The 16,668-nt window shown below is 66.3% G+C and carries 15 protein-coding genes; 8 read left to right on the top strand and 7 right to left on the bottom strand.

Annotation, left to right across the window (positions count from 1 at the left end):
* Nucleotides 1–57 precede the first annotated feature (57 nt).
* Complete coding sequence (gene murJ, locus HB681_RS14445) at nucleotides 58–1,620, bottom strand: murein biosynthesis integral membrane protein MurJ (RefSeq protein WP_213955533.1); 1,563 nt, start codon at nucleotides 1,618–1,620, stop codon at nucleotides 58–60.
* Between the two features lie 220 nt (nucleotides 1,621–1,840).
* Here murJ and rpsT point away from each other — a divergent pair, with 220 nt between their 5' ends.
* The gene (gene rpsT, locus HB681_RS14440; RefSeq protein ID WP_213955532.1) at nucleotides 1,841–2,152 is read left to right on the top strand and encodes a 30S ribosomal protein S20; all 312 of its coding nucleotides are present in this window, start codon (nucleotides 1,841–1,843) and stop codon (nucleotides 2,150–2,152) included.
* A 125-nt stretch (nucleotides 2,153–2,277) separates the two neighbouring features.
* Here rpsT and HB681_RS14435 read toward each other — a convergent pair whose 3' ends face one another.
* Nucleotides 2,278–2,583, bottom strand: coding sequence for a DUF3579 domain-containing protein (locus tag HB681_RS14435; RefSeq protein WP_213955531.1), 306 nt, complete (start codon nucleotides 2,581–2,583; stop codon nucleotides 2,278–2,280).
* 162 nt (nucleotides 2,584–2,745) lie between these two features.
* On the opposite strand from HB681_RS14435, the gene HB681_RS14430 reads away from it, so the two are divergent.
* The 6 genes from HB681_RS14430 to kynA all read left to right on the top strand — a co-directional run bounded on the left by HB681_RS14430 (nucleotide 2,746) and on the right by kynA (nucleotide 8,606).
* On the top strand, nucleotides 2,746–3,951 hold the full coding sequence (locus HB681_RS14430; RefSeq protein WP_213955530.1) for an aspartate aminotransferase family protein: 1,206 nt from the start codon (nucleotides 2,746–2,748) through the stop codon (nucleotides 3,949–3,951).
* Entirely contained in the window at nucleotides 3,948–4,868 is a 921-nt protein-coding gene (gene argF, locus HB681_RS14425) for an ornithine carbamoyltransferase (RefSeq protein WP_213955529.1), read from the top strand. The genes HB681_RS14430 and argF overlap by 4 nt, the downstream gene beginning before the upstream one ends.
* A 145-nt stretch (nucleotides 4,869–5,013) precedes the next feature.
* On the top strand, nucleotides 5,014–5,736 hold the full coding sequence (locus HB681_RS14420) for a DUF899 family protein (RefSeq protein ID WP_213955528.1): 723 nt from the start codon (nucleotides 5,014–5,016) through the stop codon (nucleotides 5,734–5,736).
* 108 nt (nucleotides 5,737–5,844) lie between these two features.
* On the top strand, nucleotides 5,845–6,483 hold the full coding sequence (gene kynB, locus HB681_RS14415) for an arylformamidase (RefSeq protein WP_213955527.1): 639 nt from the start codon (nucleotides 5,845–5,847) through the stop codon (nucleotides 6,481–6,483).
* A 12-nt stretch (nucleotides 6,484–6,495) separates the two neighbouring features.
* The gene (gene kynU, locus HB681_RS14410; protein WP_213955526.1) at nucleotides 6,496–7,761 is read left to right on the top strand and encodes a kynureninase; all 1,266 of its coding nucleotides are present in this window, start codon (nucleotides 6,496–6,498) and stop codon (nucleotides 7,759–7,761) included.
* 8 nt (nucleotides 7,762–7,769) lie between these two features.
* On the top strand, nucleotides 7,770–8,606 hold the full coding sequence (gene kynA, locus HB681_RS14405; protein WP_213955525.1) for a tryptophan 2,3-dioxygenase: 837 nt from the start codon (nucleotides 7,770–7,772) through the stop codon (nucleotides 8,604–8,606).
* 7 nt (nucleotides 8,607–8,613) lie between these two features.
* Here the strand turns inward: kynA and HB681_RS14400 are convergent, their stop codons facing one another.
* From HB681_RS14400 to HB681_RS14385, 4 genes are read right to left on the bottom strand one after another with little or no spacing between them, the layout of a single operon-like run.
* A complete protein-coding gene (locus tag HB681_RS14400) occupies nucleotides 8,614–9,792 on the bottom strand; it encodes an FAD-dependent monooxygenase (protein ID WP_213955524.1) in 1,179 nt (392 codons plus the stop codon).
* A 5-nt stretch (nucleotides 9,793–9,797) separates the two neighbouring features.
* Nucleotides 9,798–10,064 (bottom strand): DUF6587 family protein, encoded by a 267-nt coding sequence (locus HB681_RS14395; protein ID WP_213955523.1) that lies wholly within the window; start codon nucleotides 10,062–10,064, stop codon nucleotides 9,798–9,800.
* Between the two features lie 5 nt (nucleotides 10,065–10,069).
* On the bottom strand, nucleotides 10,070–11,971 hold the full coding sequence (locus tag HB681_RS14390) for a ferrous iron transporter B (RefSeq protein ID WP_213955522.1): 1,902 nt from the start codon (nucleotides 11,969–11,971) through the stop codon (nucleotides 10,070–10,072).
* A complete protein-coding gene (locus HB681_RS14385) occupies nucleotides 11,964–12,221 on the bottom strand; it encodes a FeoA family protein (protein WP_256734953.1) in 258 nt (85 codons plus the stop codon). Before HB681_RS14385 ends, HB681_RS14390 begins: the two co-directional genes overlap by 8 nt.
* A 131-nt stretch (nucleotides 12,222–12,352) precedes the next feature.
* Here HB681_RS14385 and HB681_RS14380 point away from each other — a divergent pair, with 131 nt between their 5' ends.
* Complete coding sequence (locus tag HB681_RS14380) at nucleotides 12,353–13,813, top strand: C13 family peptidase (protein WP_256354086.1); 1,461 nt, start codon at nucleotides 12,353–12,355, stop codon at nucleotides 13,811–13,813.
* A gap of 56 nt (nucleotides 13,814–13,869) precedes the next feature.
* Here HB681_RS14380 and acnA read toward each other — a convergent pair whose 3' ends face one another.
* Nucleotides 13,870–16,605, bottom strand: coding sequence for an aconitate hydratase AcnA (acnA, locus tag HB681_RS14375; protein ID WP_213955520.1), 2,736 nt, complete (start codon nucleotides 16,603–16,605; stop codon nucleotides 13,870–13,872).
* Between the last annotated feature and the right edge of the window lie 63 nt (nucleotides 16,606–16,668).

Below are 16,668 nucleotides of genomic sequence, written 5' to 3'. Positions count from 1 at the left end.
TACGCCAGCCGGCGCATTTGCAGCCATGTGCGGCCCTGTGCGGCCCTGTTGCGGGCCTCAGCGCCGCATGAAACTGCGCAGCTTGACGCCCGCCAGCGCCAGCGCCCCGAAATAGAGCGCAGCGGCGCCTGCGATCACGGCCGCCAGGAGGCCGATGCGCAGCAGGCGTTGCTCGCGCAGGCCGATCCAGTCGAAATGGCCATTGGCCCAGACCAGCAAGGCGCCCATCAACAGCGTGGCCGCGGTCACCTGCGCGATGAAGAGCCACCATCCCGGCCCCGGCTTGAAGCTGCCGACGCGGCGCAGCCCGATCAGCAACGCCGTGGCGTTGACCAGTTGCGCAATGCCGATCGAGAGCGTCAGCCCCGCATGCTGCAGGAAGGGCACCAGTGCGAGGTTGAGCAGTTGCGTCAGAGCCAGTGTGGCCAGGCTGATGCGCATTGGCGTGCGCATGTCGTGGCGCGCGTAGAAACCCGCCGCCAGCACCTTGATCGAGACGATGCCCAGGAGCCCGGTGCCATAGCCCATCAGCGCTTCGGCCGTGCGCAGCACGCTGGCGTCATCGAAGGCGCCGTTGTGAAACAGCACCGCCACCAGGGGCTTTGCGAACACCAGCAAGGCCAGCGCGCAGGGCACCGCCAGCAGCACGATGAGGCGCAGGCCCCAGTCGAGCATGGCGGAGAAGCGCTGGTCGTCCTTGGCGGCGCGTGCGCTGGCGAGTTGCGGCATCAGCACCACACCCAGCGCCACGCCCAGCATGGCGCTGGGGAATTCCATCAGGCGGTCGGCGGCGGTGATCCAGGTGACGCTGCCCTCGGCAAGGTGCGAGGCGATCTGGGTATTGATCAGCAACGAAATCTGCGCGCCGCTCACACCGATGAGCGCTGGCAGCATCAGCCGCAGGATCTTGCGCGTGCCCGGGTCAGCCCATGCCTCGCGAATGGCCGAGATGCGCACGCCGATGCGCGGCAGCATGCCGATCTTTTTCAGCGCCGGCAATTGCAGCGCCAGTTGCAGCACACCGCCCACCATGACCCCCACGCACTGCGCGTAGATCGGCTCGATGCCCCAGCGTGTGAACAGCGGCGCACCCACCACGATCGACGTGATGAGCGCGATGTTGAGCAGCACCGGCGACGCCGCCGGCACCACGAACTTGCGCCAGGTGTTCAGAATGCCGCCCGCCAGCGCCACCAGCGACATGAAGCCGATGTACGGGAACATCCAGCGCGTCATGATCACGGCGCCGTCGAAGCCGCCGGATTTCTGCAGCCCGCTCGCCATCGCCCACACCATGAGCGGCGCGCCGATCACCCCGGCAATGCACAGCACCACCAGCGTCCAGGTCAGCAGCGTGCCGACATGGTCCACCAGCTTCTTCGCCCCGGCCTCGCCCTCCTCCGTCTTGCAGGCCGCCAGCACCGGCACGAAGGCCTGGCTGAAAGCGCCCTCCCCCAATACCCGACGAAACAGGTTGGGTATGCGAAAGGCGACGTAGTAAGCATCCGTGAGGGCGTTGACGCCGAATACGGAGCTGAAAAGCACATCGCGGATGAGACCGGTGATGCGCGAAGCGAGCGTCAGCAGGGAGACGGTGGAGGCGGATTTGAATAGGGACACGGCGCGGGGGAGTGTAGGTGCACCTACCCGACGCACCCTGTGCAGGCAAGCGCCGCAAAGGCCGTTCGTGAAACACCATGGATCCGACTTCGCCGGGCCATTGGTGTTGCCCCCGGTAGGGGGTGAGAGCCGCCACGCGGCGACTTGGGGGCGAGCGACAGGTCTCGGGCTATAATCTTCGGCTTTGCTGCAACATCCCCAGACACCAAGGAACTAAATCATGGCATCCGCCAAGCCGAAGAAAAAGAACCCGCGCCTCGCGTCGGGCCGCAAACGCGTCCGCCAGGACGTCAAGCTCAACGCTGCGAACACCTCGCTGCGCTCCAAATACCGTACCGCTGTGAAGAACGTCGAAAAGGCCGTGCTGGCCGGCGACGTGACCAAGGCGAAAGACCTGTTCGCCAAGGCACAGAGCATTGTCGACCTCGTGGCCGACAAGGGCATCTTCCACAAGAACAAGGCAGCTCGCGACAAGAGCCGCCTGTCGGCCAAGGTCAAGGCGCTCGCCCTGGCCCCCGCAGCCGCCGCCTGACATATTTGTCGGGCCAAGCCCGGATGATCGCCACAGCGCTTTCATCCGCCGTTTGACAGGGGTGCGCTGTAGCAAAAGTGAAAAACCGCCTTCGGGCGGTTTTTTCATGGGCGTTTCGCCTTGTCCTATTCAGGCAGCATGCAGGCCTCGGCCACAGTGAGGTCGTTGTCGCGGGCGAAATTCATGACGAAGTCCCAGGCCATCACTTCGTAGTCGCGCAACTCGGGACTGACGATCACGCACTTGACGTTGTTGATGGTCGTGGGCACGCACCAGGGCGAGTAACTCAGGTAGCTGTCGGGCGTTGCGCCGCCGGGGCGAAACGAACTCATCACGCCGGCCAGGCGCTCGGCCCAGTCGCTCGGACGAAAAGTCCGGCCGTCGTGGGTGACGCCCTGGATGAAAAGTTTCTTGGTGCTGGGAATGTCCATGGGGCGGGTGGGCGGCCGGCAAATCGTTTTGCTGCGGCGCACAACGATTTTACTGGCAGCCTCGCATGTGCCGTGCCAGAGGGCATTGCTGTGATGCGCAATCCTCAGCAAAGCATGAGGGTGGCCGCCCTAGAATTCGCTTCCCTTTTCGGAGATCGAACAATGAGCGCCATTCCCCAGCCCACCGAGCCCCACGTCATGAGCACCTACGGTCGCCTGCCGATCGCGATGTCGCACGGGCAAGGCTGCCGAGTCTGGGACACCAACGGCAAGGCCTATCTCGACGGCTTGGGCGGCATCGCGGTGAACACGCTGGGCCACAACCACCCCGAATTGGTGCCTGCCCTGCAGGATCAGCTCACCAAGCTCATTCACAGCTCCAACTACTACTACGTACCGGGCCAGGAAGCGCTGGCGGCCAAGCTGACCGAACTCTCGGGCCTGACCAACGCCTTCTTCTGCTGCACCGGACTGGAAGCGAACGAGGCGGCGCTCAAGCTGGCACGCAAGTTCGGCCATGAGAAGGGCATCGAGAAGCCCGAGATCGTGGTCTACGAGAAGGCATTCCATGGCCGCTCGATCGCCACCTTGTCGGCCACCGGCAACCCGAAGATCCAGGCCGGTTTCGGCCCGCTGGTCGAAGGCTTCATCCGCGTGCCGCTGAACGACATCGACGCACTCAAGAAGGCCACCGAGGGCAATCCGAACGTGGTCGCGGTGTTCTTCGAGACCATCCAGGGCGAAGGTGGCATCAACCCGATGCGCTGGGACTACCTCAAGCAGGTGCGCGCCCTTTGCGACCAGAAGGACTGGCTCATGATGATCGACGAGGTGCAGTGCGGCATGGGCCGCACCGGCAAGTGGTTCGCGCACCAGTGGGCCGGCATCAAGCCGGACGTGATGCCGCTGGCCAAGGGCCTGGGCTCGGGCGTGCCGATCGGCGCGGTGGTCGCGGGACCGAAGGCGGCCAAGCTGTTCCAGCCGGGCAACCACGGCACGACCTTTGGCGGCAATCCGCTGGCAATGCGTGCGGGCATCGAGACCATCCGGATCATGGAAGAGCAGAAGCTGCTCGAGAACGCGGCCACCGTCGGCGCGCACCTCAAGTCGGCACTGGAGCGCGAGTTCTCGCGCATGTCGGGCGTGAAGGAAGTGCGCGGCCAGGGGCTGATGCTGGGCATCGAGTTGGATCGTCCGTGCGGCGTCATCCTCAACCGCGCGGCCGAGGCCGGCCTGCTGCTCAGCGTGACAGCCGACAGCGTGATCCGCCTGGTGCCGCCGCTGATCCTGACCATCGCCGAAGCTGACGAGATCGTGGCCATCCTCGCGCCGGTCGTGAAAGCCTTCCTGGCGGAGCCGCAGGCATGACGGAGGTCCGCCACTACCTGCAGTTCTCCGACTTCAGCGCCGACGAATACGCGCACGTGTTCGCACGCGCCGCCTTCATCAAGAAGAAGTTCAAGGCCTACGAGCGCCACCAGCCGCTGGTCGACCGCACGCTGGCGATGATTTTCGAGAAGGCCTCGACGCGCACGCGCGTGAGCTTCGAGGCCGGCATGTACCAGCTCGGCGGCAGCGTGGTGCACCTGACCACAGGGGACAGCCAGCTGGGCCGTGCCGAGCCCATCGACGACAGCGCCAAGGTCATCAGCCGCATGGTCGACCTGGTGATGATCCGCACCTTCGAGCAGACCAAGATCGAGAAGTTCGCCGAGCATTCGCGCGTGCCGGTCATCAACGGGCTGACCAACGAGTTCCATCCCTGCCAGATCCTGGCGGACATCTTCACCTACATCGAGCATCGCGGCTCGATCGCCGGCAAGACGGTGGCCTGGGTCGGCGACGGCAACAACATGGCCAACACCTGGCTTCAGGCCAGCGAGATCCTCGGCTTCAAGGTGCACCTGAGCACGCCGAGCGGCTACGAAGTCGACCAGTCGGTGGCGGGCATCCGCTCGAACGACAGCTACAAGGTCTTCAAGGACCCGATGGAAGCCTGCCGCGGCGCCGACCTGGTGACCACCGACGTCTGGACCAGCATGGGCTACGAGGCCGAGAACGAAGCGCGGCGCAAGGCCTTCGCCGACTGGTGCGTGGACTCCGAGATGATGGCCGTGGCCCAGCCCGACGCGCTCTTCATGCACTGCCTGCCCGCGCACCGTGGCGAGGAGGTCGAGGCGGATGTGATCGACGGGCCACAGTCGGTCGTCTGGGACGAGGCGGAAAACAGGATGCACGCGCAAAAGGCACTCATGGAGTTCCTTTTGCTCGGTCGGATCGCGTAGCGAGCCGGTGGCGCGGCAGCGCCAGCAGCGTGGCTGGACGTGCGCGACGCCGGATGACCGCGACGGCCGAAGGGCCTGCGCGCGCACGCTTTACGCCTTCATCGACGATGTGTACAGTGTTCACATCTCTCCACGGAGGTGCCGCTTGAACTACCCCGCCATCGTGTCGCGCCCCGAGTGGCAAGCCGGCCGCAACGACCTGCTCAAGGCAGAAAAGGAACTCATGCGCGCCCACGACGCGCTGAACGCACGGCGCCGCCGCCTGCCCATGACCGAGATCGTGCGCGACTACCGCTTCGCGTCGCCCACGCGCAACGACCTGCGCCTCGTCGACCTGTTCGAGGGCCGCGACCAACTCATCATCTATCACAACATGCTGAACCACGGCTCGGACCACATCTGCCCGGGCTGCTCCAAGTACAGCGACAACCTCATGAACAACTTCGCCCACCTGCATGCGCGGCGCACGTCCTTCACGATGGTGTCGCGCGCGAAGGTGCCGCAGATCGAGCGGGTGAAGGCGCGCATGGGCTGGACCTTTCCGTGGGTGTCCTGCCACGGCACGAGCTTCCATGAAGAGATGGTCACGGCGCAGGACAACGCGTCGTTCGGCCTGTCGGTGTTCATGCGCCAGGGCGACCGTGTGTTCCAGAGCTGGTTCACCTCGGGGCGCGGCGTGGAACAGGGCAGCAACACCTTCGGCCTGCTCGATCTCACGCCATGGGGACGCCAGGAAGCCTGGGAGCAGTCGCCACCCGGCTGGCCGCAGGAGCCGACCTACGGCTGGCTGCGTCTGCACGATGAATACCCCGACGACCCGGTCGCTCGCCGTCAAGGGGATCTCGCACCGCACGTCGTCCCCGGGTGACGCGACCCTGCGGCGAGCTTCGCTGCAATGTGGATTGTCTTCATTCGTCACCTCGACGTTGGAAATAACCGACACCACGAGGCCGCGAGCGGCGCTACCTTTGCGCCCATGACATTTCCCGCCCCCCGCATCTGGGACATCTCGCCGCCCGTGTACGTCGGCGCACCGGTGTTCCCCGGCGACACGCCCTACCAGCAGCGCTGGGCCGCGAGCATCGGGCCCGGCTGCCCGGTGAACGTCAGCGAGATCACGCTGTCGCCGCACGTCGGCGCGCATGCGGATGCGCCGCTGCACTATGACCCGGCCGGCGCGACGATCGGCGACGTGGACCTGTCGCCATACCTCGGCCCTTGCCGCGTCATCCATGCGATCGCGCGCGGCCCCTTGATCGAATGGGCGCACATCGAGCACGCCGTCGCCGACCTGCCGCAGCGCGTGCTGGTGCGCACCTACCAACACGCGCCCGTCCATCGATGGGACGGCGCCCTTGCCGCCTACGCGCCTTCGACCATCGAGCGCCTCGCCGCGCTCGGCGTGAAGCTGGTCGGCATCGACACCGCCAGCATCGACCCGGCCGACAGCAAGACGCTCGACAGCCACCAGGTCATCCGCCGCCTCGGCCTGCGCGTGCTCGAGAACCTGGTGCTCGACGACGTGCCCGAAGGCGATTACGAACTCATCGCGCTGCCGCTCAAGCTGGTCAGCGCCGATGCCTCCCCCGTCCGCGCGATTCTGCGCGGAACCTGACCCCCAACTTAAATGACCACCCTCGACGACTGCCGCGCACTCGATGCGCAAGACCCGCTGCGCGCGCTGCGCGACCAATTCATGCTGCCGGAAGGCGTGATCTACCTCGACGGCAATTCACTGGGCGTGCTGCCCAAGGCCGCACCCGCGCGCATTGCCGAAGTGGTGGCCAAGGAATGGGGCGAAGGCCTGATCCGCTCGTGGAACACCGCCGGCTGGTTCGACCTGCCGCAACGCCTCGGCGACAAGGTCGCACGCCTCGTCGGCGCCGCGCCGGGCGAAGTGGTGTGCACCGACAGCACGTCGATCAACCTGTACAAGGTGCTGTTCTCGGCCTTGTCGCAGCAGGCCGGCACGGCCCGCAAGCTCGTGATCAGCGAACGCAGCAACTTCCCGACCGATCTCTACATCGCCGAGTCGATGTGCCGCGAGCGCGGCTTCACGCTGAAGCTGATCGACGCGAGCGAACTGCCCGCGGTGTTGACCGGCGAAGTCGCAGTGCTGATGCTCACGCACGTCAACTACCGCACCGGCGCCATGCACGACATGAAGGCCATCACCGCCGCCGCGCATGCGGCGGGCGTGATCACCGTGTGGGACCTCGCGCACAGCGCGGGCGCGGTGCCGGTCGCGCTCAACGAAAGCAACGCAGACTACGCCATCGGCTGTGGCTACAAGTACCTGAACGGCGGCCCCGGCGCGCCCGCCTTCGCCTGGATCCATGCGCGGCATGCTGACAAGTTCGTGCAGCCGCTGTCCGGCTGGTGGGGCCATGCCGCGCCCTTCGAGTTCACGCCGCACTACCGCCCTGCGTCGGGCGTCGCGCGCTACCTGTGCGGCACGCAGCCCATCGTGGCGCTGGCCGGCCTCGAATGCGGGCTCGACACGGTGCTGGCAGCTGAACCGCATGGTGGCATGGCGGCACTGCGAACCAAGTCGCTCGCCCTCACGGACCTCTTCATCCGGCTCGTCGAAGAGTGCTGTGCCGGCCATGGCCTGTCGCTCGTCACGCCGCGCGCACATGCCGGCCGCGGCTCGCAGGTGTGCCTGAGCCGCGAAGAAGGTGCCTACGCCATCGTGCAGGCGTTGATCGCGCGCGGCGTGATCGGCGACTACCGCGCGGGCGACGACCAGATGCCGGACATCCTGCGCTTCGGTTTCACGCCGCTGTACCTGGGGTTCGAGGACGTGTGGAATTCGGTGGAGCACCTTTTGCAAGTCCTCGAAAGCCACGAGTGGCAACGCCCCGAGTTCAATGCGAAGAACGCAGTGACGTGAGCGACCCCATGAGCACCGAAAAGATCGTCCACGAAGAAAAGGCCCAGCTCGACTTCAGCGAGTCGATGAGCTATGGCGACTACCTGCACCTCGACGAAGTCCTGAACGCCCAGCATCCACTCTCCCCCGCGCACGACGAGATGCTGTTCATCGTGCAGCACCAGACCAGCGAACTCTGGATGAAGCTGTTGCTGCACGAACTGCATGCCGCCATTCGCTGCGTCGCCAACGAGCAGTTGCCCGATGCCTTCAAGATGCTGGCGCGCGTGACGCGGATCATGGAACAGTTGGTCGGCGCCTGGACCGTGCTGGCGACGATGACGCCGCCCGAATACAGCGCCATGCGGCCGTACCTCGCCAAGTCGAGCGGCTTCCAGAGTGCGCAGTACCGCTGCATCGAATTCGCGCTCGGCAACAAGAACGCGGCCATGCTGCAACCGCATGCGCATCGCCCCGACCTGCTCGCGCGCGTCGAGGCGGCGTACAAGGCGCCATCGCTCTACGACGAGGCACTGCGACTGCTCGCGCGGCGCGGGTTGGACGTGCCTGCCGATCGGCTCGATCGCGACTGGACCTTGCCCTACGAAGCCAGCGATGCGGTCGAGCAAGCCTGGCTGGTGGCCTACCGCGATCCGCACAAGTACTGGGACGTCTATCAGTTGGGCGAGAAACTCACCGACATCGAGGACGCCTTCCGCCTCTGGCGCTTCCGCCATGTGACGACGGTCGAGCGTGTGATCGGCTTCAAGCGAGGCACGGGTGGCACTGGCGGCGTGAGTTATCTGCGCAAGATGCTCGATGTGGTGTTGTTTCCGGAGATCTGGAAGCTGCGCACGGATCTCTGAGCTGCCCTCAGCCCTTGTACAACCAGGGCTGATCCAGCAACACCTTCCCCAGCATCCGCATCGCAACGTCCCGACCCACCCGCACCGGCCCGGTCGCGTGAAAGATCGTGCCGTTGCGCTGCGCCCGCGACTGCACGCGCGCATTGCGCTGCCAGCGCTCGGCGGCGTAGCGTGCGAAGGCCTGAGGCACGCCGGCAGCGTCGGTGCTGCCCAGCGCCTGCGCAAGCGCCACCGCATCCTCGATGGCCATGCCTGCTCCTTGGGCGAGGTACGGCAGCATGGGATGCGCGGCGTCGCCCAGCAGGGCGATGCGGCCGCTGGCCATCTGGTCGGCGCTCTTCAGTGGTGGGCGATCGCTCAGCGTCCAGGTGCGCCAGGCGGGCATCGCTTCGAGCAGCGCCTGCAAGCCGGCACCGCTGCGGCCGGTGGCCTGTTGCAGCGCGGCGAGGCTGCCGGCCTGGTCCCAGTCGCGGACATCACCAGTCGGTATCGACTCCGCGATGACGACCACATTGAGCAACCGGCCGCCGCGCACCGGATAGGCGACGGCATGCAGCCTGGGGCCGAGCCAGACCTCGACGCCATGGCAGCGCAAGGCCACCGGCAGCGCTTGCTGCGCAACGGTGGCGCGCCAGGCCATGTGGCCGGTCGCGCGCGGCGGCGCATCCGCCTCGATCACCTGATGGCGCACGAGGCTCCACAGACCGTCGGCGCCGACGAGCGCATCGCCTTCCCAGGCGCGCGCGTCGGCGCTGGCGACGCAGACGAAGTTGTCGTCGCGACGGACATCGACGATGCGTGCGCCGGTGCTCAGCGTCACCTGCTTGCGGGCGCGCACGGCCTTCAGCAACAGCGCATGCAGGTCGGCGCGATGCACGCAGTAGTACGGCGCGCGGTAGCGATGCTCGACCGCGCTGCCCAGTGGCATGCGGCCCAGCACCGCGTTGCTCGCGGCGCTGCGCACTGTGAGTGCGTCGGGCTTGGCGGCGATCGCGGCCAGCGGCTTGCCGAGCCCCAGCGCCAGCAGCCGGCGCGTTGCATTGGGACCCAGTTGTACGCCGGCGCCGATTTCAGTGAACGCGGGCGCCTGCTCGAGCAGCTCGATGCGATGCCCCTGGAGGGCCAACGCAAGCGCGGTCGCGAGTCCGCCGATGCCGCCACCGGCAACGATGATGTTGGCCGCCATGCGGCTCAGTGTACGGGCTTGGCGCTCTTGTCGGCGGGCTTGGCGTCACCGGTGCTGCAGGCGCCGCAGCTGTCGCACGCGCCGCAGCCCGAGGACTTCGAAAGCGACGCGGCAAGCTGCCTGGCCCGCTCCTCGTCGACCAGTCCGGCGCGCTGTCCGCCGGCGGCCAGCTTCTGCGCGGCACCGCGTCTCCAGCCAGCCGGCATCCAGCGCCAGGCGGCATAGATGGCGGCAGCGGCGACGATCAGCCCGACGATGATTTGTTGCGTCATGGTCTTCAACCCCAGCCCAGCGCGAGGGCAATCCGGTAGGTGACGAAGCAGGCCAGGTACGCCAGGCCGAACAGGTAGCCCGCCATGATCCAGACGTACTTCCATGAATTGGTCTCGCGCTTCACGGCCGCCAGCGTCGAGATGCATTGCGGCGCGAACACGTACCAGACCAGCAGCGACAGCGCCGTGGCCAACGACCAGCTCTGGGCGATCAATGGCTGCAACTGGCCGGCGACTTCCTCGCCGGTGGCCGAGAGCGCATATACGGTGCCCAGAGCACCGACGGCCACTTCACGTGCGGCCATGCCCGGCACCAGCGCAATGGAGATCTGCCAGTTGAAACCGATCGGCGCGAAGATGTGTTCCAGCCCGCGCCCCAGCATGCCGGCGAGGCTGTACTGGATGGCCGGGCCGGTCGCGCCTTCGGGCGGCGACGGGAAGGTCGAGAGGAACCACAGCAGGATCGTGAGCGTGAGGATGATGGTGCCCACGCGCTGCAGGAAGATCCAGGCCCGCTCGTAGAGGCCGAGCGCCAGGTTGCGCGGATTGGGCCAGCGGTAGGCGGGCAATTCCATCAGTAGCGGCGAATGCGACTGGTTGTCCCGGAAGCGCTTCATGACCCACGCCACCGCCATCGCTGAAACGATCCCGAAGGCATACAGCCCGAACAGCACGATGCCTTGCAGGTTGAACAGGCCGCCAATCGTCTTCTCGGGAATGAAGGCGGCGATCAGCAAGGCATAGACGGGCAGCCGCGCCGAACAGGTCATCAGCGGCGCGATCATGATCGTGGTGAGCCGGTCGCGCCAGTTGCTGATGGTGCGCGTCGCCATCACGCCCGGAATGGCGCAGGCAAAGCTCGACAGCAGAGGGATGAACGAGCGCCCCGACAAGCCCACCGTCCCCATCACGCGGTCGAGCAGGAACGCCGCACGCGGCAGGTAGCCCGAATCTTCCAGCGCGAGGATGAAGAAGAACAGGATCAGGATCTGCGGCAGGAAGACGATCACGCCGCCCACGCCCGCCACGATGCCATCGACCAGCAGGCTCTGCAGCATGCCCTCGGGCACGATGGCCTTGATGAGATTGCCGAAGGCTTCGGTGCCGGCCTTGATCCCGTCCATCGGCACGGTGGCCCAGCTGAACACGGCCTGGAACATCAGGAACAGCGTGACGCCCAGCACCAGCATGCCCCACAACGGGTGCAGCACCACGCGGTCGATCTTGTCGCTGGTGGCCAGGCTGCCGACCGGCTCGCGCACGGCCACGCCGAGGATGCGGCGCACTTCGCGCTGGGTGGCTAGCACGTCGGCCATGGCGGGCGCCTGCCAGGGCACGGGCGAGGCGCTCGCCACGGGCGCATCGAGTTGCTCGAGCAGGCTCTGCGCGCCGCCGGCATGCACGCCCACGGTTTCGATGACGGGCACGCCCAGTTCGCGCGACAAGGCGGCGGCATCGACCGTGATGCCCTGCTTCTTCGCCATGTCGGTCATGTTGAGCGCGACGACCATGGGCAAGCCGAGCTCGCGCGCTTCAAGCACCAGGCGCAGGTTCAGGCGCAGGTTGGTCGCGTCGGTGACGCACACCAGCAGGTCTGGCAAGGCTTCCTTGCTCTTGCCGGTGACAACATCGCGCGTCACGGCTTCATCGGCCGACAGCGCATTGAGGCTGTAGGCGCCCGGCAGGTCGAGCACGAACACGCGGCGGCCGCCCGCGGTGCGCAAGACGCCTTCCTTGCGCTCGACGGTGACGCCGGCGTAGTTGGCGACCTTCTGGCGGCTGCCGGTCAGCAGGTTGAACAGCGCGGTCTTGCCGCAGTTGGGGTTGCCGAGCAGCGCGATGCGGCCAGGCGGCGTGGTCGCCGTGCCGGTGGCACCGGGCTGGAAATTGAGCGTGGCTTCAACCATGTCCGACCACTCCTGGCATCACGCGGATGAAGGACGCCTCGTGGCGGCGCAGCGCGAAAGTCGTATGGCCCAGGCGCACGGCAATGGGTTCGCGCCCCGGCACGCCGGCGGCCACGATGCGCACGGCTTCTCCGGGCACGAAACCGATCTCGGTGAGGCGCAGCACCAGTTCGCGGTCTTCCGCCGCGTCAGGCAGCGTCAGGTCGACCACGGTGGCCCATTGGTTCATGGGCAACTGGTCGAGGCTCATGGCGGTCAAGGCCGCTCCATTCATTGTGGTCACCCTGGGGTCCAAGTCTGCAAAATGAGAATTATTCTCGAAAACTCGGCCATGCGGCAGGCCCAAGCAAAAACAGCCCTATGCAAAGGCATCATCCCGGCATGACAGAGGAACCTTCCGCGAATTCGCTGGCTGACGCCAGCCTGACCATGCCACCCGCAACACCGACGGTGCCAATGCGCGCCGGCATCCTGAAATGGATCACCGAAGGCCTGCGAAGCGCCCTGCTCCTGGCACCGCGCATCGGCGAGGCGGTGCCGTCGCCCTGGCAATTGCTGGTGATCGTGCTGCTGCCCAACCTGCTGCTGCTGGCCGCCGAACGCTTCGAGATCAAGGGGCCGGCCGTCCTCAATGCGCCGATCGCGTTCAACTACCTGTGGACAATCAGCGCCCTGCTGTGGCTGGGGTGGTGGACGCTGTCGGGGCGTGCGGCAGCAGGCGTAGCGGGACGCTTGCCGCGCTGGCTTGCGCTCGCCAGTTGGGCGGGAATTCCGGCCAGCCTGCTGATGGTCCTGCTGTCGATCGCCTTCGTGCGCGGCTGGCTGCCCAAGCCGCTGACCGGCGTGCGGGGCTTCTGGGCGGTCTACGGCGCGCTGCTTGGCTGGTCGGTGGCGGCGCAGATGCGGCTGATGGCCCGGTTCGCGACGTCGCGCGTCCGGCTCGCGCTGTTCGCGCCGGGCATGGCCATGATCCTGGGCCTCGGGTTGTGGCAGGCGCTCGAGGAGCAGACGCACGTCTGGGAAGCGGACCGCAGCGCCGCCTCCGACGAGCCCGAGCCTGCCCGCATGCGCCTCGATCAGGAGACCTTCGAGCAACAGCAGGCGCTGTGGCAACGCGCCGTCGACGGGTTGGCCGAACGGCGACCGGGTCATTCCAACGTCTACGCGCTGGTGTTCGCGCCCTATGCGACCGAGGACGTCTTCCTGCGCGAGAGCAACATGGTCACGCACCTGCTGGAAGACCGCTTCGACGCCAAGGGACGTGTGCTGCAACTGGTCAACCATGCGACCACCACCGACACCTTGCCGTGGGCCACGCCGCTGAACCTGAAGCGCGGCATCGCGGCGCTGGCCGACCGCATGGACCGCGAAGAAGATGTGCTCGTCATCTACCTGACCTCGCATGGCGCGAGCGACCACAAGCTTGCCGCGTCGCATTGGCCGCTGACGGTGCCGTGGCTCACGCCCGAGGATTTGCGCAAGGCGCTGGACGATGCCGGCGTGAAGCATCGCGTGGTCGCGATCTCAGCGTGTTTCTCGGGCGGATGGATCGATGCCATTGCCAGCGATGAAACGCTGGTGATGACGGCTGCCGATGCCACGCACACTTCCTACGGTTGCGGCCGGCTGTCGGAACTCACTTTCTTCGGCCGCGCGATGTTCGACGAGGAATTGCGCAAGACCCACTCGTTCGAGAAGGCCTTCGCTGCCGCCGTGCCGCTGATCCAGCGCCGCGAAATCGAGGCCGGCAAGGAGGACGGGTTCTCGAATCCGCAGATTCGCGTGGGGGAAAAGATCCGGCCGGTGCTGGAAGGGTTGGCGAAACGGCTGGATGGGCCTTGATGGGAGGGGGAGCCCTCACCCCAGCCCTCTCCCCGCGGGGAGAGGGGGCAAGACCGTCAAGCCGCGAGCAACTGCCGCAGCACGAACGGCAGGATGCCCCCGTGCTTGTAGTAGTCCACCTCGATCGGCGTGTCGATGCGCAGCCGCACGGTGACTTCCTGGTGCACGCCATCGAAGCGGCGGATCACCAGCTTCACGTCCATCTGCGGCTTGAGCTCGCCGCCGATCACCACGTCGACTTCCTCGTCGCCGGTGAGGCCCAGCGTCTGCCATGAGTCCGCCCCGCGGAACTGCAACGGCAGCACGCCCATGCCGACCAGGTTGGCGCGGTGGATGCGCTCGAAGCTGCGCGCGATCACGGCCTTGATGCCGAGCAGTTGCGTGCCCTTGGCGGCCCAGTCGCGCGAGGAGCCGGTGCCGTATTCCTCGCCGCCGAAGATCACCGTCGGCACGCGGGCCGCCATGTACTTCTGGGCGGCGTCGTAGATGAACATCTTCTCGTTGCCGGGCTGGAAGCGCGTGATGCCGCCCTCCTCCTGCGTGCCGTTCTCGTCCGGCGGGATCATCATGTTCTTGATGCGCACGTTGGCGAAGGTGCCGCGCATCATCACCTCGTGGTGGCCGCGGCGCGAGCCGTAGCTGTTGAAGTCGGCCTTGGCGACGCCGTGCGCCTTGAGCCAGATGCCGGCGGGCGAGCTTTCCTTGATGGCGCCGGCGGGCGAGATGTGGTCGGTGGTGATCGAGTCGCCGAACAGCGCCATGACCCGCGCATTGATGAAGCCCGCATCGGTCGCATGCGGCTGCATCTTGAAGCCCTCGAAGAACGGCGGCTCGGCGATGTAGGTCGATTGGGGCCAGTCGTAGACCTGCCCCTTGGTGCCCTTGATGCTCGTCCAGAACTTGCCGGGCTCGGTCTTGACCTTGTCGTAGTTGGCGCGGAAGGCCTTGGCGTTCATTGCGAAGCGCAGGTTGTCGTCGATCTCCTTCGGCGTCGGCCAGATGTCGCCGAGGTAGACGTCCTTGCCGCCCTTGCCCTTGCCGACCGGCTGCGTCATGAGGTCGACCATCACGTTGCCGGCGATCGCAAAGGCCACCACCAGTGGCGGCGAGGCCAGGAAGTTGGCCTTGAGGTTCGGGTGGATGCGCGCCTCGAAATTGCGGTTGCCCGACAGCACGGCCGCGCCCACGAGTTCGTTCTTGGTGATCGCCTCGTTGATCTCCGCCGTGAGGTCGCCCGCATTGCCGATGCAGGTGGTGCAGCCATAGCCGGCGAGGTAGAAGCCGAGCTTTTCGAGGTACGGCAGCAGGCCGGCCTTTGTGAGGTATTCAGTGACGATGCGCGAGCCGGGCGCGAGCGAGGTCTTGACGTGCGGCTTGACCTTGAGCCCCGCCTCGACGGCCTTCTTGGCGAGCAGGCCGGCCGCCAGCATCACGCTCGGGTTGGAGGTGTTGGTGCAGGAGGTGATGGCCGCGATCAGCACGTCGCCATTGCCGATGGTGGTGTCGGCTTCCTTCAGCGGATAGCGTTCCTTGAGCTTTTCGACGGGCTGGTTGAAGCCGTTGGCCTCCTGCGGCTTGCTGTAGAGCTCGGAGAACTTGGTCGACAGGTGGCCGAGGTCGATGCGGTCTTGCGGGCGCTTGGGGCCGGCCAGGCTGGGCGTGACGGTGCCGAGGTCCAGCTTGACGATCTTGGTGTAGTCGAGTTCGCCGACGGCCGGCATGCCGAACAGGCCCTGCGCCTTGTAGTAGGCCTCGAAACGTTCGATTTCCGCGTCGGTACGGCCGGTGCCCTTGAAATACGCCACCGTCATTTCATCGACCGGGAAGAAGCCCATGGTCGCGCCGTATTCGGGCGCCATGTTGCCGATGGTCGCGCGGTCGGGCACGGCGATGGACGCCGCGCCGGGGCCGAAGAATTCGACGAACTTGCCGACGACCTTTTCACCGCGCAGGATGGCCGTGACGTAGAGCACCAGGTCGGTCGCGGTGACGCCTTCACGCAGCTTGCCGGTCAGTTCGAAGCCGACCACGTCCGGCGTCAGCATGTAGACCGGCTGGCCGAGCATCGCTGCTTCCGCCTCGATGCCGCCCACGCCCCAGCCGACCACGCCGATGCCGTTGATCATGGTCGTGTGGCTGTCGGTGCCGACCAGCGAGTCGGGGTAGTAGACCGGCGCGTCGCTCTTGTCGTAGGGGCTCTTGTAGACGCCGCGCGCAAAGTATTCGAGGTTGACCTGGTGCACGATGCCGAAGCCCGGCGGCACAACGCCGAAGGTGTCGAAGGCCTGCATGCCCCACTTCATGAACTGGTAGCGCTCGTTGTTGCGCTGGAACTCCAGCTTCATGTTGAGGTCGAGCGCCTTGGGCGTGCCGTAGTAGTCGACCATCACCGAGTGATCCACCACCAGGTCGACCGGCACCAGCGGCTCGATGGCCTTCGGCGATTTGCCCAGCGACGCCGCCACGGATCGCATGGCGGCCAGGTCGGCCAGCAGCGGCACGCCGGTGAAGTCCTGCAGCACCACGCGCGTGACGACGAACGGAATCTCATCGACGCGCTCGGCGTTGGGCGCCCAGTTGGCCAGTTCCTCGATGTGCTGCGGCGTGACCTTCTGGCCATCGCAGTTGCGCAGCACCGACTCCAGCACGATGCGGATCGAGACCGGCAGCTTGTCGACGTTGGGATACTGCTTCGCGAGTTCGCGCAGCGAGAAGAACTTGCCCGACTTGCCGGACGCGGTCTTGAAGGTCTTGAGCGTGGGGGCAAAGGCGTGCGCCGAATCCTTGGTCATGAACAACTCCGTGGAAATCGTGGTGGGCGAAAGTGAACATAGCAGGGTTCCATGAACGCCGTC

Origin of the sequence: Variovorax sp. dw_954 (assembly GCF_018449755.1) — a bacterium.
Classification (GTDB): domain Bacteria; phylum Pseudomonadota; class Gammaproteobacteria; order Burkholderiales; family Burkholderiaceae_C; genus Variovorax.
The sequence above is the reverse complement of the archived record's forward strand: the minus strand, read 5'-3'. Positions and strand labels throughout refer to the sequence as shown.